Below are 23,711 nucleotides of genomic sequence, written 5' to 3'. Positions count from 1 at the left end.
GACCTGGGCCGCCGAGCGGCTTGCGGAAATGGAACCGCCGCGACGCTCGCGCTCGCCTCTGCGCCCGGCGCAAGGGGCCGAGCCGGCAACACTGGAACTGATTCAGCCGGTTGGAAAGGGGCGCTATGCCACGCACTAACAAGCCGTTAAAGGTCATTGCGGTCGCCTCGGGCAAGGGCGGGGTGGGCAAGACCAACGTCTCGGTCAATCTGGCGGTTGGCCTGGCCCGGTTGGGCCGCGAGGTGATGCTGTTCGATGCGGATCTGGGCCTGGCCAACGTGGACCTGTTGCTCGGGATGCGCCCGGAGCGCACCCTGCATGACCTGGTGACCGGCACGGTGGACAGCCTGGACGATGTCCTGGTCCAGGGGCCGGACGGGGTGAAGGTGGTCCCGTCGGCCTCGGGTATCGCGGCGATGGCGAACCTCACGCCGGCCGAGCACGCGGGCCTGATCCATGCCTTCAGTGCCTACCGCAAACCGCTGGATGTCCTGATCGTGGATACCGCTGCGGGCCTGCAGGAGTCGGTGACTTCGTTCTGCCGGGCGGTACAGGAGACCCTGGTCGTGGTCTGCGACGAGCCGGCTTCGATTACCGATGCCTATGCCCTGATCAAGGTGCTGCACCGCGATCATGGGCTGCGGCGTTTCCGCATGGTCACCAACATGGTCAGTGGCCGCGAGGGTGCGGAGCGGCTGATGCAGAAACTCAATACCGTCTGCGGCAATTACCTGCCGGAGGTGGTTCTGGACCTGGCCGGCTATATCCCCATGGACGAGCATCTGCGCAAGTCCGTGCAGAAAAGGGCGCCGGTGGTTCAGCAGTATCCCGGCAGTCCGGCCGGCAAGGCGTTTGCCGAACTGGCGCGGACGGTGGACCGCTGGCCAGTAGGTGGGGGTGACCACGGGGGCGTCGGGTTCTTCGTGGAACGAATGCTGCAGAGCGCATGATGACGACGCGTAATCGACTTTCCGGCTATCAGGCGACGTCCACCGCGACCGGTGGACACGAGAAGTTGATTGCCGATCACGTCGAACTGGTGCACCGCATTGCGCACCACCTGATGGCCCGCCTGCCGGCCTCGGTCCAGGTCGATGACCTGATCCAGGCCGGCATGATCGGTCTGCTGGAGGCGGCGCGGCAGTTCGAGGGTGGGCAGGGGGCGACCTTTGCCACCTACGCCGGAATCCGCATCCGCGGTGCGATGATCGACGAGCTGCGTCGCAGCGACTGGACGCCGCGCTCGGTGCATCGCAACAGCCGGCGCATTGCCGCCGCGATCCAGAGCGTCGAGGCCCGCGAGGGGCGTGCGGCGCGTGGGAGCGAGGTGGCGGCCGAGCTGGATGTGCCCATTGATGATTATTACGACATGCTCAAGGACCACGCCGGGGCCCATCTGTTTGCACTGGACGATCTCGGCGGCGGGGATGACGGGGCCGATCGCGTGATCGAGGGGCAGGAAGTCTCTCCGTCGCGTAGCCTTGAGGCTGGCGAGTTTCGCGAGGAGTTGGCCGAGGCCCTGGGGGACCTGCCTGAACGCGAACGCCTGGTGCTGTCGCTGTATTACACCGAAGAACTGAATCTGCGCGAGATCGGAGCTGTTCTGGGCGTGACCGAGTCACGCGTGAGCCAGATTCGCAGCCAGGCGGTCATTCGGCTGCGTGCGCGCATGGGGTCGTGGCTCGAAGACGGCTCGGCTTTGCAGTTATTCTAAAACTCACCTTACGAATCCCGGAGTGACGTGTGGACAAGGGAATGAAAATTCTCATCGTGGACGACTTTTCCACGATGCGGCGCATTATCAAGAACCTCTTGCGCGATCTTGGCTTCAATAATACGCAGGAAGCCGACGACGGCAGCACCGCGCTGCCGATGCTGCAGAATGGTGATTTCGACTTCCTGATTACCGACTGGAACATGCCCAACATGCCGGGCATCGACCTGCTGAAGGCCGTCCGGGCGGACGCCAACCTGAAGTCGATGCCGGTGCTGATGGTGACGGCCGAGGCCAAGCGCGACCAGATCGTGGAGGCTGCGGAGGCGGGTGTGAACGGTTATGTGGTCAAGCCGTTTACCGCCGAAACGCTGAAGGAAAAGATCGACAAGATCTTCGAACGTATTGAAGCCCAGGGCTAAGGATCGCCCGGTGGTGAATACGGACGACGTCCGTCTCGCTTGCGCGGGTGGACGGACTCCGGCTCCTTCAGCGCCGTACCAGCAAGAGGCTCCTCATGACTGAACAGGAACACCCCCCACGCGACGGCCAGCTCGAGCTGGCCCGGCAACTGGTGCAGACGCTCGAGGCGGGCGACGACGCGGCGGCGCGTGCGCTGGTGCAGGATCTTGCGCGCCCATACGACCGCGAGCTCTTCGATGAACTGGGCAAGCTGACGCGCGATCTGCACGAGGCCTTGCAAAGCTTCCGCGGGGACTCGCGTCTGGTGGAGCTGACGCAGGCGGAGATCCCGGATGCGAAGGAACGCCTGAACTACGTGGTCACCATGACCGAGCAGGCCGCGCACGCCACGATGGGCGCCATTGAGTCGAGCCTGCCGATCGCCGAGTCGTTCAGCCAGCAGGCGGCCGACTTGACCGCCAAATGGACGCGCTTTCGCAACCGGCAGCTCTCGGTGGACGAATTCCGCGATTTCGCGCGTGAGCTGGATAGCTTCTTCGGGCAGGCGGGGGAGGACGCCGAGGAGTTGCGGCGTCTGCTCTCCGAGGTGCTGATGGCACAAAGTTATCAGGACATTACCGGCCAGGTGATTCGCCGGGTGATCCAGTTGGTGACCGATCTCGAAGAGAACCTCGTCACCCTGATCCGGCTCTCTAGCGGGCGCATGGAGCAGGTGGAAGCGGCCGAGGCGTCCCTGGATCGTGGCGAAGAAGATCGCGAGGCGGACCGCAAGGGGCGCGGTCCCAGTGTGCCCAAGACTCAAGATTCCAGCGCGGATGTCGTTCAAGGACAGGACGAGGTGGACGATCTGCTATCAAGCCTGGGCTTCTAGCAGTGCACCTCATACGACTGGCGCCACGGGACCGGAGAGACTGAATGGCCATCGACCCCAATGACGAAATCCTTCAGGACTTCCTGATCGAGGCCGGGGAACTGCTGGAGGGGCTCAACGAGCAACTCATCGACCTGGAGCAGAACCCGGACGACCGGGATCTGTTGAATGCGGTATTTCGAAGCTTCCATACCATCAAGGGTGGCGCCGGGTTTTTGAGCCTGGATGCGCTGGTGACGGTGTGTCACCACGCCGAGGATGTTTTCAATTTGCTGCGCAACGGCGAACGCCGTGCCGACAGCCATCTGATGGACACCATGCTCCGCGTGCTGGACTCCCTGAACGTCATGTTCGGGGATCTACGCTCCGGAGTGGATCCGACCCCGGCCGAGGCCGACGTGGTCGAGGACCTGCGGCGCATGGCGAAGAACGAAGACGTCGCCGGGGATACCGCCGCGGCGCCGCCAGCGCCTGAACCGGCTCCCGAGCCGGTGGCCCCGGCCTCGGCCGCCGGTGACGCCATGGTGGGCGGTGGGGAGGAGATCACGGACGACGAGTTCGAGGCCCTGCTGGATACGCTGCATGGCGACGGTGCCCCGGCGCCTGTGGATGCGGCCGCGCCGGGCGGCTCCGGTGCCGGCGAAGGCCCGGGTGGCGGCCAGGATCCCGCGAGCGGCGACCTGATCAGCGACGACGAGTTCGAGAATTTGCTGGACGAGTTGCAGGCCAAGGGCGGAGGTCCGGCGACGCCCGAGCCTGCTGCGGGCGACCCTGCGGAACCGATGCCGGTCGAACCCGCCGCAACGGCGGCAGAGCCGGAAAAAGCGGTAACGCCGGAACCGGCGGCTGCCGGTGGGCGCTCGGCGCCGCAGGGCGAGACCTCCGTGCGCGTGGATACCGAGCGCCTGGACGAGATCATGAACCTGGTGGGCGAGCTGGTACTGGTGCGCAATCGCTTGAGCATGCTGCGTTCGCAGCATGTCGACGACGAACTGGGCAAGGCGATCAGCTCCCTGGCGCTGGTGACCTCCGACCTGCAGACCTCGGTGATGAAGACCCGGATGCAACCGGTGAAGAAGGTCTTCAACCGCTTCCCGCGCGTGATCCGGGATCTGTCGCGGAACCTCGGCAAGGAGATCGAACTGGAGATCTTCGGTGAGGAAACCGACCTCGACAAGAATCTGGTCGAGGCCCTGTCCGATCCGCTGGTGCATCTGGTGCGTAATGCTGTGGACCATGGCATCGAGACGCCCGATGTGCGCGAGGCGGCGGGTAAGCCGCGCAAGGGTACGGTAGTGCTCGGGGCGGCCCAGGAGGGCGATCACATTGCGCTGCTGATCAAGGACGACGGCGGTGGCATGGATCCACAGGCCCTGCGGCGCAAGGTGGTGGAGAAGGGGCTGATGGAGTCCGCGATGGCCGAACGCATGACCGATCGCGAGGCCTTCAACGTGATCTTCATGGCCGGATTCTCCACCAAGACCGAGATCTCGGACGTCTCCGGCCGCGGGGTCGGCATGGACGTGGTCAAGACCAAGATCTCGCAGCTCAACGGCACCATCGAGATCGATTCCGAGATCGGCGTGGGGACCACGCTGCGGGTGAAGCTGCCCCTGACCCTGGCGATCCTGCCCGCCCTGATGGTGATTCTGGATGGCCGCCGTTTTGCGATCCCGCTGGCCTCGGTCTCCGAGATCCTGGACCTGGATCTGACCAAGACGAATTACGTGGATGATCAGGAAGTCATCATGGTGCGCAAGCACGCCCTGCCCATCCATTACCTCAAGCGCTGGCTGAAGCCGGGGCACGAGCCCGAGCCGCGCAAGGATGCCCACGTGGTCGTGGTCCATACGGCCGACCGCAAGGTCGGGCTGGTGGTGGATGATCTCGTGGGGCAGGAAGAGGTGGTCATCAAGCCGCTGGGCCAGAATCTGCAAGGCGTAAAGGGCCTGGCGGGAGCGACGATCACCGGAGATGGCGGCATCGCCCTGATCCTCGACGTCTCCGACCTGGTGACCATCCTGATGCGGCAACTGCAAATGTCCGGTCGACCGCGCCGCGCGTCGCGCTCGAGCGAGGGCTGAGGATGCCGATCAAGGTTCTGGTTGTCGACGACTCGGGCTTCTTTCGTCGGCGTATCACCGAGATCCTGGACTCCGATTCCGGCATCGAGGTCGTGGGTTCGGCCGAAAATGGCGAGCAGGCGATCGCCAAGGTCCGGGAGCTCGATCCCGATGTCGTGACCATGGATATCGAGATGCCGGTGATGGACGGCATCACCGCGGTGCGCAAGATCATGGCCGAGCGCCCGCTTCCGATCCTGATGTTCTCCAGTCTCACGACCGAGGGAGCCCAGGCGACCCTGGATGCGCTGGAGGCGGGGGCGGTGGACTTTCTTCCCAAGCGCTTCAGCGACATGGCGGGGGACGAAGACAGCGCGCGCATGCTGCTTCGGCGTCGCGTGCGTTCACTGTCACGCAGCCGGGCGCGCTCCGTCAGTGCGCCGGGCACGACTACGCCCGCCCGGGAGGCGCGGCCGTCCGCGCGGCGCGAAGAGACGGACCGTCAGGCTGCGGCCGACGCGCGCAAGCCGGCTCCGCCGCTGGCCAGTACCCGGCCGCCGACGCCGCTGCGGCAGTTGCGCGCGGTTCTTATTGGCACCTCCACCGGCGGTCCAGTGGCACTGCAGGAGGTGCTGAAGCCACTGCCGGCGAATTTCCCGCTGCCGATCCTGCTGGTGCAGCACATGCCCGCCAGTTTTACCCCGGCCTTCGCCGAGCGCCTGAATGCCATGTGCAATATCGAGGTGCGTCAGGCGAAGGACGGTGACGTGTTGAAACCGGGCGTGGCGCTGCTGGCCCCGGGCGGGATGCAGACGACGCTGGAACGCGGCAGCCAGACGCATGTGCGGATCGCGGAGAGCCCTCTGGGGACCATCTACAAACCGAGCGTGGATGCGGCTTTCGGTTCCGCCGTGGATGCGCTGCGCGGACAGGTGCTCGCGGTGATCCTGACCGGTATGGGTGCCGATGGTCGCGAAGGCACGCGGGCGCTGAAAGGCGCGGGCGCCCAGGTGTGGTCGCAGGATGCGGCGACCTGCGTGGTGTACGGGATGCCGGCGGCAGTGGCCGAGGCCGGACTGACCGATCATGTGTACCCGCTGCCCGAAGTTGGGCCCGCACTGGTGAAGGGGTTCTGCTGACATGGATATCCTGAGCCTCATCGGGATAACCCTGGGGCTAGTGGCGGTGCTCGGCGGCAGTATTGCCAAGGGCAGTGGCCTGGGTGCGCTGTGGAATGCGGCGGCCTTCCTGATTGTGGTCCTGGGGACCCTGGGGGCCACCCTGGTGCAGGCACGGATGGCGGTCTTCATGCACGGTATGCGCATCCTGCCGTGGGCCTTCAAACCGCCGAAGGTCGACAATCGCGCGACGGTCGAGCAGATCGTCGAGTGGTCCCACGTGGCGCGCAAGGAAGGCCTGCTAGGCCTGGAGACGCTGGCCGACGAGGAGACCGACGGCTTCGCCCGCAAAGGGCTGCAATTGCTGGTGGACGGCAGCGAACCGCAGACCATCCGCCAGATCATGGAGGCCGACCTCGACAACCGGGAGCACTTCGACCTGCAGGGCGCGAAGATCTTCGAGAGCATGGGGATCTATGCCCCGACCCTGGGGATTGTCGGCGCAGTGATGGGACTGATGGCGGTGATGCAGAACCTCGCGGATCCGAGCAAGCTCGGGGCAGGCATCGCGGCGGCGTTTGTCGCCACGATCTACGGCATTGCCTCGGCCAACCTGCTGTTCCTGCCGGTGGCCAACAAGTTGAAGTCGATTATTCAGAACCGCTCGCAACACCAGCAAATGCTGATGGAAGGCCTGATCGCCATTGCAGAAGGGGAAAACCCGCGGAACATCGAAAGCAAGCTGAGTGGCTTCATCCACGAGTGAGGTCACCATGGCGCGACGCAAACGGGCGGAAGAACACCAGAATCACGAGGCGTGGGCCATCCCTTATGGAGATCTGGTCACGCTGCTGCTGGCGTTCTTCGTGGTGATGTACGCCATCTCCTCGGTGGACGACGGCAAGTACCGGGTACTGTCCGAGTCGCTCGTGGACGCCTTTCGCGCACCGATGCAGGCCGATCCGATTCAGGTCGGGGATCCCACCGTGGCCCAGGAACGCACACCGCAGGATCTGCGTGCCCTGGTGCCTATCGAGGTCCAGCCGGGTCTGGTGGAGGATGGTCCGCAGCCCATCGACATGGCCTTGAGTGGGATGCTTGACGACGGCCCGGATGACGCTGGGATGCAGGCGTTCCTGGACGAACTGGCGGATACCGCCCGCGAGATCGAACAGGCGATGGCGCAATGGATCGAGGATGGCGATCTGCGCGTGACGCGCGAGGCCTATTGGCTGGAGATCGAGATCACCAGCCGTCTGCTGTTTGCGTCCGGAGCGGCGACCCTGAACCCACAGGCGGAAGCTCTTCTGCAAGAGGTTGGCGGGATTCTTGCGCCACGTGTCTCCCGCGTTCACGTGGAGGGGCACACGGACAATGTGCCGATTCAGACCGCGGTCTATCCATCGAACTGGGAACTGTCGTCCGGACGGGCGGCCGCGGTGGTCAGCGTGTTCGAGGAGGTCGGGGTCGATCCGGAGAACCTGGTCGCCCTTGGCTATGGCGAGCACCGGCCGGCGGCCAGCAACGACACCGCGGAGGGGCGGGCCGAGAACCGGCGCGTGTCCATCGTGGTACTGCCCGGGGCGCGTCCGCGCGCCGAGGGCGCGCAGGAACCGGAGCGCCTGCGCGAGGATCTTCCGCCCGCACCGCTCCCGACGGATGGAGACACACCATGAAGGTCTGGGCGGTTGCAAACCAAAAGGGGGGCGTAGGCAAGACCACCACCACGGTGACGCTGGGCGGGCTCCTGTCGGGCCCGGAGCAGCGCGTGCTGCTGGTGGATGTGGACCCGCACGGATCGCTGACGGCGTATTTCGGTCATGATCCGGAGACCGCCACGCGCGGGGTGTACGAGCTTTTCAGCCAGTGCGCCGAAGGCGCGGACCCGGACCCGAACGGCCTGATCCGCGAGACCCGATTCCCGGGTCTGGATCTACTGACCGCCAGTACTGCGTTGGCGACGCTGGATCGCCAGTTGGGCACGCGCAGTGGCATGGGGCTGGTGCTGCGTCACGCTCTGGAGAAGATCTCGGAGCAGTACGACTACGTGCTGCTGGATTGCCCACCGATGCTTGGCGTGTTGATGGTCAATGCGCTGGCCGCCTGTGACGAATTGCTGGTGCCGGTGCAGACTGAATTCCTCGCCCTGAAGGGGCTTGAACGGATGATCAATACACTGAAAATGGTACAGAAGTCGCGCAAGTCGGAGCTGGCGTACCGAATTATTCCGACCCTGTTCGACCGTCGTACGCGCGCGGCGCACGAGGCCCTGTCGGAACTGCGCCGCTTGTACGGCGACGACGTCTGGCCAGGCGTAATCCCGGTGGACACGAAATTCCGCGATGCCTCCAGTGCCGGGCAGCCGCTGTGTTTCATGATCCCGGACGCCCGGGGTGTGCTCGCCTACTCGGATCTGCTGGAGGCCATCGGTGGCCGCCTGTCCGAACCCCATGAACGGAGGCGACGCGGATGAACCGTTCCATAGTCGACAACCTGGCCCTGAAGGCCGAGCCGGAGGCGCTGGACGACTACTTCGGCAGCCTGCTAGACGAGCCGGAGCCCGTTCGCCCGCTTCTGCGACCGGACATCCTGGAGCCACGGCCGCCGGTAGCAGAAGCCGCGCCCGCGGTGGAGTTGGAAGCCCCGGTCCGTGAACCGGATCCGGTGGAGGTTCCGGTGCCGGTAGCCGCCTCGACCCCGCCAGCCCCGCCGGCCGATCCGGCGGACCGCGAGTATGCGCGGCCGGAGCAGCCGTTTTCCGCCCTCGTGATCGAGGCCGGCAACCTGACCCTGCTGGCGCCGCTCCATGCGTTGGGAGGGGTTGCGCCGCTGGACAGTCTGGAGGTGCGGCCCACCCCGAATCACTCGGTCTGGTACCTTGGATTGGCGGATACCAAGCAGGGGCGGGTTCAGCTGATTGACCTGGCCGCAGTGGTGACGCCGGAAGATCGCGACTACGAGCCGGATACGGCCCGGCAGGTGGTGTTTCTCGCGGGTTCGCGGTTCGCGCTGGCCTGTCGGGCGATTCACGGTACCCGGGTGATCCAGCCGGAGTCGCTGCGCTGGCGCAACCACCGCAGGCGCCTGCCCTGGCTGGCCGGCGTGGAACGCGAGAAGATGGCGACGTTGCTGGACCTGGAGGCTCTGGATCGTACCCTCGACGAGGGTGGCTGGGACTGATCCTTGCCGGCGCCATTCAAGCATGGCGGTAATCGGCCGATAACCCGGTCAAGACGACACCACAGGGCGGCCCCCGCCGGCACGGAACATCGAGGATGAGATGAGCAGCGCACAAGACGTAGAAGCCATGACCAAGGCCGACACCGCTCCGTATGTGACTTTCAGTCTGGCGGAGGAAACCTATGCGATCGACGTTCTGCAGGTTCAGGAGGTGCTCAAGGTTACCGAGATCGCCCCGGTACCCGGCGTGCCGGACTACATCCTCGGGATCATCAACCTGCGTGGGAATGTCGTCACGGTGATCGACGCCCGGCGCCGTATGGGGCTGGATGATCGCGAGTCGGATGAGGCATCGCGCATCGTGATCATCGATGTGGACAACCAGAACGTGGGGATTTTGGTGGATTCCGTCTCGGAGGTCGTGCGGATCTCCCCGGATTCGGTCGAACCGGCGCCAGAGGTGGGTAACGACGACAGCAGCCGCTTTATCCAGGGCGTGACCAGCACCGAGGAGGGCCTGACCATCCTGGTGGATTTGAACAGGCTGCTGTCGGACGAGGAGTGGGCGCAGTTGCGCGAACTGTAGCCGCGCACCTCGGGTCTACAGTCAACAGACCAGGACCATGAGGCGCAAGCCGGGAGGTGAGCCATGGTCGACGAACTCCAGCCGGACCGGACCGTTCGTCCGGTCCATACCACCGTTCCCGGGCGCAATTTGAGCGACGACCATGACCGCGATCCGGTTTTTCGTCCTGCAGTGCGTCCCACCCAGCAGCGTCCGCCGCGCAAGGAAGAGCGTCGCCAGCGGCGAGGCCTGATCGACGACTACGCCTGAAGATCCCACCGGGGACTGGCGCGAACTCGGTGCGGGCGCCGTTCCGTGTCCGATTTTTCTCCATGGCTGGTCACGCCCTCACGAATCACGCGACAATCGGCAGGCCCCGGGTTTCAGGAGAGTGCAGGCAATGGGAGAGGGAATGCTGATCTGGCTCGCCGCGTTGATTGCGTTGCTGGCGACCATCGTCGCCGGATTTGCCGTGGGGCTCGTGATTCTGTTGCGTCGTCAGTTGGTGGCCTTGCGCCAGGATTATCAGCGCCAGGCCACCTCGGTGATGGCCCTGCAAGGGGCAATGAAGGCCCTGTCCGAGGGAGTCGCGACCCATGGGCAGGCGCAGGCCTCGGTACAGCGTGCCCTGGAACGCCTGCATGACCAGCACAGCGAGTTGCGCGCCCGCGAGGGCGACAGCGGCGCCTACGAGCAGGCGATTCTTCTGATCCAGCAGGGCCTGGGTCGTGAAGAGGTACGTCGGCGTTGCGGCCTCACTTCCACCGAACTCGATTTGTTGTTCAGCCTGCACGGCTCCGGGAATGCCGGCGGTACCGGGTTCGCCGGGCGATCATGAGCCCCGGTCCGGACCCTCGCGGTCCGGATTGGAGCGGCGCGAGGGATCCTGCTACCCGCTGGTCCGGTCGTCGGGTGTGATCCCTGCCAGCAGGAACACAAAGGCCAGGATCTCCGCGACCGCGACGTAGAGCTCTTCCGGGATCTCGCTGCCGACAGGGACCTGCGCAAGCGCCTCGCTCAGGGCCGGGTCCTGATGCAGCGGGATCCCGTGTTCTTCGGCAATGCGCAGGATGGCCTCGGCCGTCAGGCCCGAGCCGCTGGCGGTGATCCGCGGGGCCTGCCGCCGATCCCATTCCAGTGCGACCGCCTTTGCAGGTGACTGGCCCCGGTCGTCCCCATGATCCTTGCGTGCCATCGGTTCAGGCCTGTTCGTCCAGCATGCGATGCAAATTCGCGGGGCGCGGGTCAGTATCAACCTCGCCCTGACGCACCGACAGCCCCGTCACATTCAGGTCGCGCTCGCCCAGCCGATCGCGGAGATAGGCCATTTCGCTGCGCAGCCGCGTGACGGTCCCGGCTTCGAGGGCGGTGAAATGCACGCTGACACCCCCATTGCGCGATGCCAGGGCGATCCGCGTCGGGCCGAGGTCACCGATATCCAGTGTTAGCACGATGGACCAGGGCGGTTCGGCTTCGTCATCGCTTCCGCCTTCGCGGTGGATCTCGCCGTAGACGCCGTGGATGCCCTGCTCGCTGCGCAGCGGCAATTCGAAAAACCAACGACTGTTGCCGGGTTCGTCACTTGCGAAGGATTGCAGCGACTGCAGCTGCAGGGACGTGACACGTTTCAGGAGCCCCTCCAGCAGCCCGGACAGTGCGGCCATGGTAGGGGGAGCCGAGGCGGTGGCGGGGGGTGCGTGCGCCGCAGGGCGTGCGTCAGCCCCTTGGCGAACTTGGTCGGCGGCACGCAGCAGCTGGGCCTTGAGATCAGCCGCGAATGGATGTATCGGGCCCTGACTGCGTCCCGCTTGTCCCAGCATGGCCTCCATCCAGAGTCCCGATTGCTGGATGTGCTGGCGCAGGGTCTCGGGCTGTGCCAGTTGGCCCGGCGTGGGCAGGAGTTCCAGGATCCGTTGCAGTGCGGGCGGCGCCTGGGCCCCGGGGATGGCGTTGGTGGCTGGCGCCCCGGTGGCCGGTGTCAGCAGGCCGTGCAGAGCCGGCCCCAGCGGGCGTGCCCCGGGGAGCTGCTGGCGCAGTTCTTGTCCCAGCCATTGCTGGGCCGAGTTGGCCGATGAGCCGCCACTGGCGGGGCGGGGTGCGGCACGATCCATGGTCAGGGGTAGCAGGCGGACCTCCAGACGTGGCTCGGTGCGAGTGATCTCGGCCAGCATGGCCGTGCCGGAAGCGCCCGGACCGGGCCGGTTCAACAAGGCCGTGGGCAATGCGCCGGTCAGCTGGGCGGTTACCACCGGTGCGGGGGCGGAGGGGCGTGCTGCGGTCGGTGCGCCGCCGCGACCCGTGGAGGGTTCGAGACGCAACCGCACCCCGCGATCGGCCAGAACTTCCAGAACACGAACCTCGATGCGTGTTCCGGTCTGGAGGGATTGCCGCGCTCCGCTGCCCACCCCACTGGTCACATTGCCGGGGGACGTCCAGCCGGGGATGCGTGGACCGCCAAGGTCGACCATCAATGGATCTCGTGATGCAAAGCCTCAGCATGGCATACCGCAGGGCGAGGGACGAAACGGCACCGGTCGGGATGTCCGGTTTGTTATCCTGATGCCTTTCGCGATTCGGACTGTGGAGCCATGTCGAAGATACGTGTACTGATGGTTTGCCTGGGCAACATTTGTCGCTCGCCGATGGCCCATGGGGTATTCGAGGCGCGGGTGCGCGACCATGGACTGGACGAGGCCATCGAGGTCGATTCGGCCGGAACCGCCGGGTATCACGTGGGGGCGAAGGCGGATGGCCGGGCTCGCCAGGAGGCGCGCTCACGCGGCTACGACCTGGAGCATCTGCGGGCGCGCCGCCTGGAGCCGGAGGATTTCCTGGAGTTCGATTACATCCTGACCATGGACGACGCGAATTACCGCAATGCAGAGCGCATCCGGCCGGCGGATGCGCGGGCGGAGTTGCTGCGGTTTCTGGATTTTGCGCCACAGTTCGACGAACACGAAGTCCCGGATCCGTACTACGGCGGGGACGAGGGGTTCGTACACGTCATGGACCTGGTCGAGGCTGCTGCCGACGGGCTTCTGGAGCATATCCGCGCGCGCCACACGCTGAAGGCTTCCTGATGCCGCTGCCGATTGGTGGGCCGGACGGGGGTTGGAGGGGTTTCCGAAGTCGGTCGTCGTAGCGTCCGGTTCAAGCTGCGCCAAAGGCATTCGGATGACCTGGATCAGCGTTTCGCAAAGCGCTTCCTTCCGGAATCCCGAGGCCGCAACGACAAAGGGCCCGCCAATAGGCGGGCCCTTTGCGATTTGACGAGGGACCTTGTCCCGTCAGTCGTCGCCCTTGCGGTTCGGACTTTCGGGGGCCGGTTCCGCTGGCTCGGCAGTGGGCTTGGGCGCAGCAGGTTTGTCCTCTTTCGCCTCAGCGGGCTTGGGTTCCGCAGGCTTCTCCGCTTTCACCTCGTCGGGCTTTGAAGCAGCAGCCCCTTCATCAGTCGGGGCGGGCTCCGCCTTGGTCGCCTTCGGCCGCCGGGTTCTCGGCTTGGGCGCGGTGTCCGGCTGATCCGTCGGCGTCGCATCGGTCTTGTTCGCGGCGTCCCCGGAATCGGTTGCGGCCTTCTTGGCCCGCGCCGGGCGCTTGGCCGGGGCCTTGTCGCTTTGGCCTTCCGTGGGTGGGGCCTCCGCCGTGTCCGGCTTCGCAGCCGGCTCGGACTTCGGGGCCGGATCCTTGGAATCCGAAACAGCCGGCTTGCTTTCCGCCGGGGCGGTCGGCTCGCTGGTGGCCGGGGTCACTTCGCCGGGCGAGGTGTCAGCGGAGGCAGGGGCCGGCTTGCGTCCGCGTCCACCGCGGCTACGCCCCTTGGCGGGTGCGGCGTCCTTGGGGGCGCCATCGTCGGTGCTGGCCTTTTCCGGTGGCTGGGTGCTCTCGCCACCGTCCCTGGCTGGGGCCGAGGGCTTGGATTTTTGACCTTCGTTGGGACTCTCGGCGCGCGCCTTTCCGGTGTCGGGAGAGGGGGTTGAGTCCGGGGCTGGCGTATCGCTGCCGGATTCCGGTGCGGAACCATCGTTTGCAGCGTTCTGGGCGCTGTCGGTGCCGGTTTCGTCGGCGTTCTCGCCAGAACGTCCACGACCGCCACGACGCCGGCCACCGCGACGGGACCGGCGGGATCGCGTGCTGCGACCCTTGCTGCCGTCATCCTCGTCCGACTTCTCGGGTCCGTTACCCGCGGGAGTGTCACCCGCCTCGCTGGCGGCGGCATCGTCCTTGTCCCGTGCCGGCTTCTCGGCCGGTTTCGCGTCTGCGGACTTCTCGGGTCCCCGGGTGTCAGGTGTCCGGCTTTCGGCTGCTTGTTTCGGCGATTCGTTGCTCGTGCCCTTCGCGGTATCGCCATCCTTCTTGCCGCCACGACGGGAACGGGCCTTGGCGTTATCGGGCTTGGCGCCATCGGGCTTGGTGTTATTGCCCTTGGCGCTTTCCGTCTTGTCGGGCGCGGCCTTCTTTCCGTTGTCGGCGTCGTCACGCTTGTCGCTGGTATTGCGGCCGCCGTTGTCGGCCTTTTTCTGGTTGCCACCGCGGCCGCGACCGCCACCCTTGCCGCCGCGGTTGCCTTCGCCGCCGCGCGCGCGACCACCGCCCTTGCGGCTGTCTTCCTGTTCCTCGTCCGGTCCGGCAGCCGGACGCGCGTTGGGGAACAGCGAGGACCAGATACGGGTGAAGAATCCGGGCTGGGCCACCCGCTGTGACGTCTCGGGAGCGGAAGGGGCGCTGTCGCTGACCGGGGCCGGGCCAGTCATCTTCACACCCTGGACCAGCGGCTTCTCGACCTTGCTGCGGCGTTCCTGATGCGGATCGCTTTCGTCCTCGGTGGTCTCCACCAGTTCGTGCGAGCCGCGGTCGCTGATCGCCTCTTCGCGTTCGTCGCCGCGCACCCGGCGGACCTCGAAGCGCGGGGTAAGGTACTGCGGGTTGGGGATAATGCTGATGTCGACCTTGTGGCGATCCTCGATATCGTTGATCGATTCGCGCTTCTCGTTCAGCAGGAAGGTGCCCACGTCGACCGGGACCTGACCCATCACCAGGCCGGTGCGGTCCTTCATCGCCTCTTCCTCGATCAGGCGCAGGATCGACAGGGCGAGGGATTCCACGCTACGGATCTGGCCGTGGCCCTGGCAGCGCGGGCAGGTGTTCTGGCTGGATTCACCCAGCGACGAACGCAGGCGCTGGCGCGACATTTCCAGTAGGCCAAAGCGGCTGATGCGCCCGACCTGGACCCGGGCGCGATCCATCTCCAGCGCCTCGCGCAGGCGGTTTTCGACGTCGCGCTGATGCTTGTTGGCGTTCATGTCGATGAAATCGATCACGATCAGGCCGCCCAGGTCGCGAATGCGCAGCTGGCGCGCGACTTCTTCCGCCGCCTCCAGGTTGGTGTGGAAGGCGGTCTCCTCGATGTCGCCACCCTTGGTCGAGCGGGCGGAGTTGACGTCGATGGAGATCAGGGCCTCGGTGTGGTCGATGACCAGCGCGCCGCCAGAGGGCAGGGTGACGTCGCGGTCGAATGCGCTCTCGATCTGGCTCTCGATCTGGTAGCGATTGAACAGCGGGACCGGGTCGTCGTAGCGCTTGAGCTTGCGCAGGCTATTGGGCATGACCAGACGAACGAATTCTTCGGCCTGCTGGTAGACATCGTTGTCATCGATGATGACCTCGCCGACGTCGTTGCGCATGTGGTCGCGCAGGGCGCGGATGATGACGTTGCTTTCCTGGTGGATCAGCGCCGGGGTCTTGGCCTTGTCCGCAGCCTCGGTGACCGCCGCCCACAGGGCCGTCATGTAATCCAGATCCCACTGGAGCTCTTCGGTGCTGCGCCCGACGCCCGCGGTACGGGCGATTACGCCCATGCCGTCGGGCATCGTCAGTCCGGAGAGCGCGTCACGCAGGGAGGCGCGGTCTTCGCCCTCGATGCGGCGCGAGACCCCACCGGCCTTCGGATTGTTGGGCATCAGGACCAGATAACGGCCGGCCAGGCTGATATAGGTGGTCAGCGCGGCGCCCTTGTTGCCGCGCTCTTCCTTCTCGACCTGGACGAGGAGTTCCGTGCCTTCCTTCAGGAAGTCTCGGATCGGCTTGTCGCTGTCGGCAGGGGCGCCAACGGCGGAATGAGCGATCTCCTTGAACGGGAGGAAGCCGTGGCGATCAGCACCAAAGTTGACGAACGCGGCCTCCAGGCTCGGTTCGACGCGGGTGATCTTGGCTTTGTAGATGTTCGCCTTTTTGCGCTCGCGCGAAGGCAGTTCGATATCCAGGTCGTACAGCCGCTGGCCGTCGACCATGGCGACCCGCAACTCTTCCGGCTGCGTGGCATTGATCAGGATGCGTTTCATGCATTGGACTCGGTAGGGCGTCCTGGCGTCCGGCGGGTAAGATCGGGGTCCGGGGTGCGGCGATCGAGCGGCGGCACGGCAACGCTTGCGCACGCGTGCTCGCAGCGGCGGCGCGTAGCACAAGCCAACGCGCCAGCCAGGTGTTCACCAGCAACCACGGGATCAGTCGCCTGCGGGAGGCGGAGCCGGGGAGACAGGACTGGGTTAGAAGAAATAGCGTCACAGTGTCGCTTTGTGGCGATGGCCCTTCGACCGGAAGCTGCGTTCAGCCTGTGGGTCGAAGTGGCGGGTGATTCGAGGCGCGTTGCAGGCGTAGCACAGCAACGTACCGTGGGCCAATGTAGGGCATAACCCCCCGCCCGGGCAAGTTTTTCCGCCCGCAAGGGTGATGGGTGCAGTAGCCCGGTGAGCGCGGCTCCGGTAGCATCCCGCGCCATGAAAGCAACGCGCGAACCCTCCGGCCCACGTACCTTCCGGGTCACCGACCGTGGTGACGGTCAGCGGCTCGACAACTTCCTGCTGCGCGAACTAAAGGGCGTGCCCAAGGGCCTGATCTACCGCCTGGTGCGACAGGGCGCCGTGCGTGTGGACGGACGCCGGGCCAAGGCGCATAAGCGTCTGGCCGTCGGCAACGAGGTCCGGGTGCCGGATCTGGATCGACCGGAGGCGGCAAGCAGCGAGATCCCGCCGAAGGTACTGGACCGGTTGCGTCGGGCGATTATCCACGAGGATGACGATGTGCTGGTGCTGGACAAGCCGTCCGGCCTGGCCGTGCACGGCGGGAGCGGGCTGGCGTTCGGCATTATCGAGGCGATGCGCCAGTTACGGCCGGATATCGAGCTGGAACTGGGGCACCGTCTGGATCGCGAGACCAGTGGCTGCCTGCTGCTGGCCAAGCGCCGCTCGGCGCTGCAAGAGTTCCATGCCGCGCTGCGCGAAGGGCGGGTCGAGAAGCGCTACTTGGCGCTGCTGGTGGGGCGGTTCCCGGGCGAACAGGCAGTCGAATGCGATGCCCCGGTCGCCAGTGGCCGACAGGAAGACGGCCGCCGCCGGATGAGTGCGGGCGAGACCGACAGCGACGGGCCGCGGGCACGGGAAGCCCGGAGCGTCTTTGTGCCGCTGGAGGCGCACGGTGCCTTCCAGTTGGCGGAGGTCAAGATCGGGACCGGGCGCACGCACCAGATTCGCGTCCACGGTCAGTCGATCGGCCATCCGGTGGGGGGCGATCACGATTACGGCTTGCCGGATGCCAATCGGAGCCTGCGGCGCCATGGCCTGAAACGACTGTTCCTGCATGCACAGGCACTTGCATACCAGTCGGCGGACGGCGAGCGGCATATCTTTTCGGCCCCTTTGCCCGATGAGCTGACCGATGTGCTCGTGAGCCTGGATGCCGGGGCGGAGGACGGCGCATGACGACACCGTTGCTGCCACCGGAGGAGGGCGACCTGCGCCTGGTTGTGTTCGACTGGGATGGAACGCTGATGGACTCGCCTCGCCGGATCGTGCACTGCCTGCAGCGTGCGGCGAAGGATACCGATGTCCCGGTGCGGGACGAGGCGACGCTGCGCAATATTATCGGGCTCGGGGTTCAGGCGGCGGTCCGCGAGCTCTATCCGGACGCCGATGATGCCTTCGTGCAGCACTTTTCCGAGACCTATCGCGAGTGTTATCTGGAGGCCGACGATGCCCCGGAGACCCCGCTGTTCGCCGGCGTGTGCGACCTGCTCGACTGGCTGGATACGCGCGAGATCCTGCTGGCCGTGGCGACCAGCAAGTCGCGACGTGGGCTGGACCAGGCCCTGGAAGCGACCGGTCTGGGCAGGTATTTCGTGGCAACCGCCACGGGCGATGAATACCCGTCGAAGCCGAATCCGTCCATGCTCCAGTCCGTGATGGGGCGAGCGGGGGTGGAACCGGCCCGTACGCGCATGGTCGGTGATAGCGTTTATGATCTTGAAATGGCGCGGCATGCAGGAGTACCGGCCGTGGCCGTCACCCACGGGGTGCATTCGCCGGAACGCCTGAGCGACGAATCCCCGCTGGCCTTGCAGCCAGATCTGGAATCGCTGCTGAAGGCATTCCGGCGGGCTGAAGGTACAACTTAGAAAAGGAATGACGATGGGCTGGGCGAACGAAAACAAACCGGGCTGGGAACGCGAGGCCCTGGAGAACCTGGTCCAGGCGCAGGTGATCGAGCAACGCCGGTCCCGGCGCTGGGGCATCTTCTTCAAGCTGTTGTTTTTCTTTTACCTGGTGGCGCTTCTGATCCTGGTGCGAGGCGGCGATCTGGGCCTTTCGGGGATGTTCGAGAGCGAGCGCGAGCCCACCGAACACGTTGCAGTGGTCGAGGTCGAGGGACTGATTGCCTCCAGTGCGGCGGCCAATGCCGAGGACATCTCCAAGGTGCTGAAAGAGGCATTCGAGGCGGATGGCACCCAGGCGGTGATGCTGCGTATTAACAGTGGGGGCGGGAGCCCGGTGCAGGCGGCCAACGTGCACGACGAGATCCTGCGGCTAAAGGAGAAGCACGCGGATATCCCCGTGTATGCGGTCATTGGGGATGTGGGCGCCTCGGCGGCCTATTACATCGCGGTAGCGGCAGACGAGATCTACGCCAGCCAGGCCAGCATGGTGGGCTCGATCGGCGTGCGCATGGACAGCTTCGGGCTTGTGGATCTGATCGACAACATCGGCGTGGAACGACGCCTGTTCACCGCCGGTGAGAACAAGGGGTTCCTGGACCCTTTCCTGCCGTTGGACGATGACCATGTGAATCACCTCGACGGTGTGCTGCAGGGCGTGCACGAGCAGTTCGTGGACGTGGTGCGTGCCGGTCGTGGCGATCGCCTGGTCGAACGCGACGATCTGTTCAACGGCCTGATCTGGACGGGCGATCGGTCGCTGGAGCTTGGCCTGATCGATGGCATTGGCACGGACCGTAGCGTGGCGCGCGACGTGATCGGTGTGGAGAAGATGGTGGAGTTCAAGCCGCGGCGCAGTGCGCTGCAGTTACTGTTCGAAGATCTCGGCATGGCGGCCTTCCAGCAATGGATGACCTGGGAGTCCACGCCGCAGTGGCGCTGAGGCGGCGCTGAGGCGCGGGGCGCGGCCTTCCTTCAGACAGGTCAGCTGCGATCGATGCGGGTGACGCGGGCGATGATGCCGATCACCGGGTGGTCCAGGTAGAACAGCTCGTCGCCGGAGTTCATGCGCTGGCTGCCGCGTACCGTAATCGCGCGCGGTGGTTGGTCGCCCTGCGGTTCCTCGACGTGGTAGATCAGGTCGGTCTCCAGGTGCAGGAATCGCCCGACCCAGATACGCAGCCGGCCCTCCAGCTCGAAGCGTTCGTCCTGTTCCTCCATGAGCGGACGCGGCATCCGGTCGGCCTCGTCGCGCAGAAGATCACGCGTACCGATTCGCCGTCCCTGCTGCACTCGCAGCCAGGGGGCGGAGGCGTGGTCGCGTCCAGTCTGATCCCAGGCCAGGCTCGCCAGGATGCGCCCGGCGCCGGAGTCCTCCACCCGGCGCACGACGCGCTGCAGTTCGAAACCCTTGCGCGAGTTGCGATAGAGTCGCCCACCCAGTTCGGATTCCCCGAGAATGGCGTCGCGCGGCGCGGCGAGTTCCATCTGCAGGCGCCGACTCTCGTCGGTGCGATGCTCGAAGATCACCAGTTCGATGCGATATTCGCGCCCGGCTTGTGCGAGCACCGGGCCCGCGGCACCGGCCAGGGGCAGGGCGGCTAGCCCGCCCAGCAGGCGGCGCCGTAGGGGGTTGTGGGATTCGGATGGGTCGTTGCGCATTCAGGCGGCCTGTTGTTCGGGGCTGATGGTGTTCAAGAGGCGCAGGACGGCCTGCGCACGGGCCTCCAGTGTCTCCATCGGCGCGAAGAAGCGGAAGGCCTTCTGACCATCCAGTTTGTACATTTGCGGGTCGGTTTGCACCAGCTGGATCAGGGCCGCGATGTCCAGATTGGGACTCGGGCCAAAAACCAGGCGTCCGCCGGCGGGACCCAGTTCCAGCTTGCGAATCCCGAGCGGGGTCAGCTTCAGGCGCAGGCGGGCTGCTTCGAACAGGGCCTTGGCCGGGTCCGGAAGCAGGCCGAAACGGTCCACCAGTTCGACTTCAAGCTCGCGAAGGGCATCGGAGGATGGCGCGCTGCTGATGCGCTTGTAGAGGATCAGCCGGGTGTGCACGTCGGGTACGTAGTCGCCCGGGAGCAGGGCGGGCAGGCCCAGTTCCACCTCGGTGCCGGTGGCCGCGGGCCCTTCCAGTTCCGGCATATTTCCGGAGCGCAGGGCATTCACGGCGCGGTTGAGCAGGTCGTTGTACATCGAGAACCCGACCTCGTGGATCTGCCCGCTCTGCTCGTCGCCGAGCAGCTCGCCGGCCCCCCGGATCTCCAGATCGTGGCTGGCCAGGGTAAAGCCCACGCCCAGGTCTTCCAGCGACGCGATGGCCTCCAGCCGTTTCTTCGCATCAGCGGACATGGCCTTCTCCGGTGGCGTGATCAGGTAGGCGTAGGCGCGGTGGTGTGAACGCCCGACGCGGCCACGCAACTGGTGCATCTGTGCCAGGCCGAGCTTGTCCGCACGGTTCATCACGATGGTGTTTGCGGTGGGGACGTCGATGCCGGTCTCGATGATGGTGGTGCACACCAGGATGTTGTAGCGCCGGTGATAGAAGTCGAGCATCACCTGTTCCAGTTCGCGCTCGCGCATCTGCCCGTGGGCAATGCCGACCCGTGCCCCGGGCAACAGCTCCTGCAGGCCCTGGGCAGTTCGCTCGATGGTGTTGACCTCGTTGTGCACGAAGTACACCTGGCCCCCGCGCCGGATCTCGCGCAGGCAGGCCTCCTGGATGATGGCGTCGTTCCATTCGTTGACGAAGGTCTTGATCGCCAGGCGGTCGCGCGGCGGCGTGGTGATCACCGACAGGTCGCGCAGGCCGGCCAGGGCCATGTTCAGGGTGCGCGGGATCGGCGTGGCGGTCAGCGTGAGCATGTCGACCTCGGCGCGCATCTTCTTCAGCGCCTCCTTGTGGCGCACGCCGAAGCGCTGTTCCTCGTCGACGATGACCAGGCCAAGATTGGAGAAGTCCAGGTTGGCCTGCAGCAGCTTGTGGGTGCCGATCACGATGTCGACCTTGCCGTCCTTCAGACCCTCCAGTACGCCCGCCTGTTGCTTGGCGCTGCGAAAGCGTGACAGCGATTCGATGTGGACCGGCCAGTCGGCGAAGCGGTCGGTGAAGTTCTGGTGGTGCTGCTGGGCGAGCAGGGTGGTCGGGACCAGGACCACGACCTGCTTGTTGTTCTGCACCGCGACGAAGGCGGCGCGCATCGCGACCTCGGTCTTGCCGAAGCCCACGTCCCCGCAGATCACGCGATCCATGGGCCGGGTATCGGCCATGTCCGCGAGTACTGCGTCGATGGCCTGCTGCTGATCCAGGGTCTCCTCGAACGGGAAGCCGGCGGCGAAGGCGTGATACTCGGCGGTGTCGGTATCGAAGACCGTGCCTTGTTTCGCCGCGCGCCGGGCATGGATGTCGAGCAGTTCGACGGCCACGTCGCGCGCCTTTTCCGCCGCCTTCTTGCGCGCCTTGCCCCATTGCTCGCTGCCGAGCCGGTGCAGGGGGGCGTGCTCGGCGTCCGCGCCGGTATAGCGGCTGATGAGGTGGAGCGAAGACACCGGGACGTAGAGCTTGGCCTCGTCGGCGTATTCCAGCGTCAGGAACTCCGAAGGCTGGCCGTTGAAGTCCAGGGTCTGCAACCCAAGATAACGGCCCACGCCCTGTTCCTCGTGGACCACTGGCGCGCCGATGGTCAGGTCGCTGAGGTTCTGGATGACCGCGTCTGCGTCCCGCGTGGTGCGGTTGCGTCCGCGGGTCTGGCGCGCGCGCTCTCCGAGCAGGGCGGCCTCGGGGGCGACGGCTACGCCGTCGGGCAGTACGAAGCCCTCCCCGAGGGCGGCCACGGTGACGTGCAGGCCTGGCTCGGCGGCGAGGAAGGCGTCCCAGTCGTCCACCGCATCATGGGGTACGGCTTGATCCCGCAGCAGCGTCAGCAGGGCCTCGCGGCGACCGGCGGACTCCGCGGTCAGGAGCACGCGCTGTTGCCCTTCGACAAAGGCCTTCAGCTGCTGAGCCGGGTCGTCACGGCCCTGTTGCATGCCGACTTCCGGCAGCGCGTCGCAGGCAAATGCGATATCCGCGCCGCGTCCCGCCGGGAGCGGGGCGGCCGGGTCGCCCAGGGCGATGCCGGAGTGCTCGCGCAGGGCGGCGGCCAGGCCGTCGATGTCGAGGTAGAGCCGCTCCGGCGGCAACAGCGGTCGATCATGCTGATGGCTGAGCTGTTCGAAGCGGTCGCGGATCTCCTGCGCAAACTCCTCGGCCGCCCCGGCGATGTTGCCGATCTGCACGATCTGCGCCCCGGGGCAGTAGTCGAATACCGTGTCCATGCCCTCGAAGAACAGTGGCAGGTAGGCCTCGATGCCTGGCGGGACCAGCCCCTCGCTGATGTCGCGGTAGATCGGGTGCTTGGCGGGGTCGCCGGAGAAATGCGCCCGGTAGCGGGTGCGGAATTCGCTGATGGAGGTGTCGTTCAGCGGGAATTCGTGGCTGGGCAGGATCTCCAGGCGCTCGACCTTCTCCGTGGAGCGCTGCGACTCGGGGTCAAAGCGGCGCAGGGAATCGATCTCGTCATCCAGAAACTCGATACGCACGGGTTCGTTCGCGCCCATCGGGAACAGGTCGAGGATCTCCCCGCGGGCGGCGAATTCGCCATGGCTGATGACCTGCTGAACGGCGCTGTAACCGGCCTCGGTGAGGTTCTCGCGCAGGGTCATGCGGTCCAGGCGCTGGCCGGTTTGCAGCGAAAGGCCCTGGGTGGTCAGCCAGTCGCGCGGTGGCAGGCGCTGCATCAGGGTCGAGACCGGCATCAACACGATGCCGCGTTCCAGCCCCGGCAGGTGATACAGCGTGCGCAGGCGCTCGGAGATGATGTCCTCGTGCGGGGAGAAGACATCGAACGGCAGGGTCTCCCAGTCCGGCAGGCGTAGCAGCGGCAGGTCGCGGTCGCCGGCGAAGAATTCCCATTCTTCCTGCCAGCGGTCGGCGGCCTCGTTGGATTCCGTGATCACCAGCAGCGGCCGGGCGAACTCGCCGGCGTTCCGCGCAAGGGCGAGGGTGGCCGCCGAGGCATTGAGCCCCGACCACACCTCGAATCCGGAGCCGGGGAGCCGGCCTGGGTGGAGCGGGTTGCGCCTTTGTTCGGACATGGGCCTGTGCGGTCGGGGGGCGGAAAGGGCCGCGATTATACGGATTCCGCCTGAGGGGTGCGCGTGAACCCAAGGAGGACCTGACGAATCGGTATGTGTCGTGTGAAGGTCAAGGGCAATTTTGCTGCGGAGGTCACGGAGGACACGGAGGACACGGAGGAC

22 protein-coding genes are annotated in these 23,711 nt (G+C 66.0%); 17 read left to right on the top strand and 5 right to left on the bottom strand.

Annotation, left to right across the window (positions count from 1 at the left end; translation table 11 throughout):
- Nucleotides 1–125: 125 nt before the first annotated feature.
- From D578_RS0108575 to D578_RS0108515, 13 genes are all read left to right on the top strand, one after another.
- Nucleotides 126–950: a MinD/ParA family protein gene (locus D578_RS0108575; RefSeq protein WP_018949556.1), complete on the top strand. Its 825-nt coding sequence runs from the start codon at nt 126–128 to the stop codon at nt 948–950.
- Complete coding sequence (locus D578_RS0108570; protein ID WP_018949555.1) at nt 947–1,714, top strand: RNA polymerase sigma factor FliA; 768 nt, start codon at nt 947–949, stop codon at nt 1,712–1,714. The genes D578_RS0108575 and D578_RS0108570 overlap by 4 nt, the downstream gene beginning before the upstream one ends.
- 41 nt (nt 1,715–1,755) lie before the next feature.
- Complete coding sequence (gene cheY, locus D578_RS0108565; protein WP_018145741.1) at nt 1,756–2,136, top strand: chemotaxis response regulator CheY; 381 nt, start codon at nt 1,756–1,758, stop codon at nt 2,134–2,136.
- Between the two features lie 95 nt (nt 2,137–2,231).
- A complete protein-coding gene (locus D578_RS0108560) occupies nt 2,232–3,008 on the top strand; it encodes a protein phosphatase CheZ (protein ID WP_018949554.1) in 777 nt (258 codons plus the stop codon).
- 44 nt (nt 3,009–3,052) lie between these two features.
- On the top strand, nt 3,053–5,092 hold the full coding sequence (locus D578_RS0108555; RefSeq protein ID WP_018949553.1) for a chemotaxis protein CheA: 2,040 nt from the start codon (nt 3,053–3,055) through the stop codon (nt 5,090–5,092).
- Nucleotides 5,093–5,094: 2 nt separating this feature from the next.
- On the top strand, nt 5,095–6,210 hold the full coding sequence (locus tag D578_RS0108550) for a chemotaxis response regulator protein-glutamate methylesterase (protein ID WP_018949552.1): 1,116 nt from the start codon (nt 5,095–5,097) through the stop codon (nt 6,208–6,210).
- Nucleotide 6,211: 1 nt separating this feature from the next.
- Nucleotides 6,212–6,955, top strand: coding sequence for a flagellar motor protein (locus tag D578_RS0108545; protein WP_018949551.1), 744 nt, complete (start codon nt 6,212–6,214; stop codon nt 6,953–6,955).
- Nucleotides 6,956–6,962: 7 nt separating this feature from the next.
- Nucleotides 6,963–7,865 (top strand): flagellar motor protein MotD, encoded by a 903-nt coding sequence (gene motD / locus D578_RS0108540; protein WP_018949550.1) that lies wholly within the window; start codon nt 6,963–6,965, stop codon nt 7,863–7,865.
- On the top strand, nt 7,862–8,662 hold the full coding sequence (locus D578_RS0108535; protein ID WP_018145735.1) for a ParA family protein: 801 nt from the start codon (nt 7,862–7,864) through the stop codon (nt 8,660–8,662). The genes motD and D578_RS0108535 overlap by 4 nt, the downstream gene beginning before the upstream one ends.
- Nucleotides 8,659–9,369, top strand: coding sequence for a chemotaxis protein CheW (locus D578_RS0108530; protein ID WP_018949549.1), 711 nt, complete (start codon nt 8,659–8,661; stop codon nt 9,367–9,369). Before D578_RS0108535 ends, D578_RS0108530 begins: the two co-directional genes overlap by 4 nt.
- A 127-nt stretch (nt 9,370–9,496) precedes the next feature.
- Nucleotides 9,497–9,955 carry a chemotaxis protein CheW gene (locus D578_RS0108525; RefSeq protein ID WP_155996781.1) on the top strand — a complete coding sequence of 153 codons (459 nt, stop codon included), beginning with the start codon at nt 9,497–9,499 and terminating at the stop codon, nt 9,953–9,955.
- Between the two features lie 63 nt (nt 9,956–10,018).
- The gene (locus D578_RS0108520) at nt 10,019–10,204 is read left to right on the top strand and encodes a hypothetical protein (RefSeq protein ID WP_018145732.1); all 186 of its coding nucleotides are present in this window, start codon (nt 10,019–10,021) and stop codon (nt 10,202–10,204) included.
- A 142-nt stretch (nt 10,205–10,346) separates the two neighbouring features.
- Nucleotides 10,347–10,772: a DUF2802 domain-containing protein gene (locus D578_RS0108515; RefSeq protein WP_018949547.1), complete on the top strand. Its 426-nt coding sequence runs from the start codon at nt 10,347–10,349 to the stop codon at nt 10,770–10,772.
- A gap of 51 nt (nt 10,773–10,823) precedes the next feature.
- Here D578_RS0108515 and D578_RS0108510 read toward each other — a convergent pair whose 3' ends face one another.
- Entirely contained in the window at nt 10,824–11,129 is a 306-nt protein-coding gene (locus tag D578_RS0108510) for an EscU/YscU/HrcU family type III secretion system export apparatus switch protein (RefSeq protein ID WP_018949546.1), read from the bottom strand.
- A 4-nt stretch (nt 11,130–11,133) separates the two neighbouring features.
- Entirely contained in the window at nt 11,134–12,402 is a 1,269-nt protein-coding gene (locus D578_RS0108505) for a flagellar hook-length control protein FliK (protein ID WP_018949545.1), read from the bottom strand.
- A 120-nt stretch (nt 12,403–12,522) separates the two neighbouring features.
- Here D578_RS0108505 and D578_RS0108500 point away from each other — a divergent pair, with 120 nt between their 5' ends.
- A complete protein-coding gene (locus D578_RS0108500) occupies nt 12,523–13,014 on the top strand; it encodes a low molecular weight protein-tyrosine-phosphatase (RefSeq protein WP_026289261.1) in 492 nt (163 codons plus the stop codon).
- A 207-nt stretch (nt 13,015–13,221) separates the two neighbouring features.
- Here the strand turns inward: D578_RS0108500 and D578_RS0108495 are convergent, their stop codons facing one another.
- Nucleotides 13,222–16,272: an Rne/Rng family ribonuclease gene (locus D578_RS0108495; protein WP_018949543.1), complete on the bottom strand. Its 3,051-nt coding sequence runs from the start codon at nt 16,270–16,272 to the stop codon at nt 13,222–13,224.
- A gap of 435 nt (nt 16,273–16,707) precedes the next feature.
- On the opposite strand from D578_RS0108495, the gene D578_RS0108490 reads away from it, so the two are divergent.
- The 3 genes from D578_RS0108490 to D578_RS0108480 are packed head-to-tail and all read left to right on the top strand — an operon-like array spanning nt 16,708 to nt 19,359.
- Nucleotides 16,708–17,688 carry an RluA family pseudouridine synthase gene (locus D578_RS0108490; protein ID WP_018949542.1) on the top strand — a complete coding sequence of 327 codons (981 nt, stop codon included), beginning with the start codon at nt 16,708–16,710 and terminating at the stop codon, nt 17,686–17,688.
- Nucleotides 17,685–18,380, top strand: coding sequence for an HAD family hydrolase (locus D578_RS0108485; RefSeq protein ID WP_018949541.1), 696 nt, complete (start codon nt 17,685–17,687; stop codon nt 18,378–18,380). Before D578_RS0108490 ends, D578_RS0108485 begins: the two co-directional genes overlap by 4 nt.
- 13 nt (nt 18,381–18,393) lie before the next feature.
- Nucleotides 18,394–19,359 carry a S49 family peptidase gene (locus D578_RS0108480; RefSeq protein WP_018949540.1) on the top strand — a complete coding sequence of 322 codons (966 nt, stop codon included), beginning with the start codon at nt 18,394–18,396 and terminating at the stop codon, nt 19,357–19,359.
- Nucleotides 19,360–19,400: 41 nt separating this feature from the next.
- Here D578_RS0108480 and D578_RS0108475 read toward each other — a convergent pair whose 3' ends face one another.
- The gene (locus D578_RS0108475) at nt 19,401–20,078 is read right to left on the bottom strand and encodes a CsiV family protein (RefSeq protein WP_018949539.1); all 678 of its coding nucleotides are present in this window, start codon (nt 20,076–20,078) and stop codon (nt 19,401–19,403) included.
- Nucleotides 20,079–23,549, bottom strand: coding sequence for a transcription-repair coupling factor (gene mfd, locus D578_RS0108470; RefSeq protein WP_026289260.1), 3,471 nt, complete (start codon nt 23,547–23,549; stop codon nt 20,079–20,081).
- Between the last annotated feature and the right edge of the window lie 162 nt (nt 23,550–23,711).

The organism is Thioalkalivibrio sp. ALMg11 (genome assembly GCF_000377905.1).
Taxonomy (GTDB): Bacteria; Pseudomonadota; Gammaproteobacteria; order Ectothiorhodospirales; family Ectothiorhodospiraceae; genus Thioalkalivibrio.
The sequence above is the reverse complement of the archived record's forward strand: the minus strand, read 5'-3'. Positions and strand labels throughout refer to the sequence as shown.

Coding starts and splice junctions, on each gene's coding strand:
- D578_RS0108575 (WP_018949556.1), top strand. CDS start 126: ATGCCACGCACTAACAAGCCGTTAAAGGTCATTGCGGTCGCCTCGGGC.
- D578_RS0108570 (WP_018949555.1), top strand. CDS start 947: ATGATGACGACGCGTAATCGACTTTCCGGCTATCAGGCGACGTCCACC.
- cheY (WP_018145741.1), top strand. CDS start 1,756: ATGAAAATTCTCATCGTGGACGACTTTTCCACGATGCGGCGCATTATC.
- D578_RS0108560 (WP_018949554.1), top strand. CDS start 2,232: ATGACTGAACAGGAACACCCCCCACGCGACGGCCAGCTCGAGCTGGCC.
- D578_RS0108555 (WP_018949553.1), top strand. CDS start 3,053: ATGGCCATCGACCCCAATGACGAAATCCTTCAGGACTTCCTGATCGAG.
- D578_RS0108550 (WP_018949552.1), top strand. CDS start 5,095: ATGCCGATCAAGGTTCTGGTTGTCGACGACTCGGGCTTCTTTCGTCGG.
- D578_RS0108545 (WP_018949551.1), top strand. CDS start 6,212: ATGGATATCCTGAGCCTCATCGGGATAACCCTGGGGCTAGTGGCGGTG.
- motD (WP_018949550.1), top strand. CDS start 6,963: ATGGCGCGACGCAAACGGGCGGAAGAACACCAGAATCACGAGGCGTGG.
- D578_RS0108535 (WP_018145735.1), top strand. CDS start 7,862: ATGAAGGTCTGGGCGGTTGCAAACCAAAAGGGGGGCGTAGGCAAGACC.
- D578_RS0108530 (WP_018949549.1), top strand. CDS start 8,659: ATGAACCGTTCCATAGTCGACAACCTGGCCCTGAAGGCCGAGCCGGAG.
- D578_RS0108525 (WP_155996781.1), top strand. CDS start 9,497: ATGACCAAGGCCGACACCGCTCCGTATGTGACTTTCAGTCTGGCGGAG.
- D578_RS0108520 (WP_018145732.1), top strand. CDS start 10,019: ATGGTCGACGAACTCCAGCCGGACCGGACCGTTCGTCCGGTCCATACC.
- D578_RS0108515 (WP_018949547.1), top strand. CDS start 10,347: ATGCTGATCTGGCTCGCCGCGTTGATTGCGTTGCTGGCGACCATCGTC.
- D578_RS0108510 (WP_018949546.1), bottom strand. CDS start 11,129: ATGGCACGCAAGGATCATGGGGACGACCGGGGCCAGTCACCTGCAAAG.
- D578_RS0108505 (WP_018949545.1), bottom strand. CDS start 12,402: ATGGTCGACCTTGGCGGTCCACGCATCCCCGGCTGGACGTCCCCCGGC.
- D578_RS0108500 (WP_026289261.1), top strand. CDS start 12,523: ATGTCGAAGATACGTGTACTGATGGTTTGCCTGGGCAACATTTGTCGC.
- D578_RS0108495 (WP_018949543.1), bottom strand. CDS start 16,272: ATGAAACGCATCCTGATCAATGCCACGCAGCCGGAAGAGTTGCGGGTC.
- D578_RS0108490 (WP_018949542.1), top strand. CDS start 16,708: ATGAAAGCAACGCGCGAACCCTCCGGCCCACGTACCTTCCGGGTCACC.
- D578_RS0108485 (WP_018949541.1), top strand. CDS start 17,685: ATGACGACACCGTTGCTGCCACCGGAGGAGGGCGACCTGCGCCTGGTT.
- D578_RS0108480 (WP_018949540.1), top strand. CDS start 18,394: ATGGGCTGGGCGAACGAAAACAAACCGGGCTGGGAACGCGAGGCCCTG.
- D578_RS0108475 (WP_018949539.1), bottom strand. CDS start 20,078: ATGCGCAACGACCCATCCGAATCCCACAACCCCCTACGGCGCCGCCTG.
- mfd (WP_026289260.1), bottom strand. CDS start 23,549: ATGTCCGAACAAAGGCGCAACCCGCTCCACCCAGGCCGGCTCCCCGGC.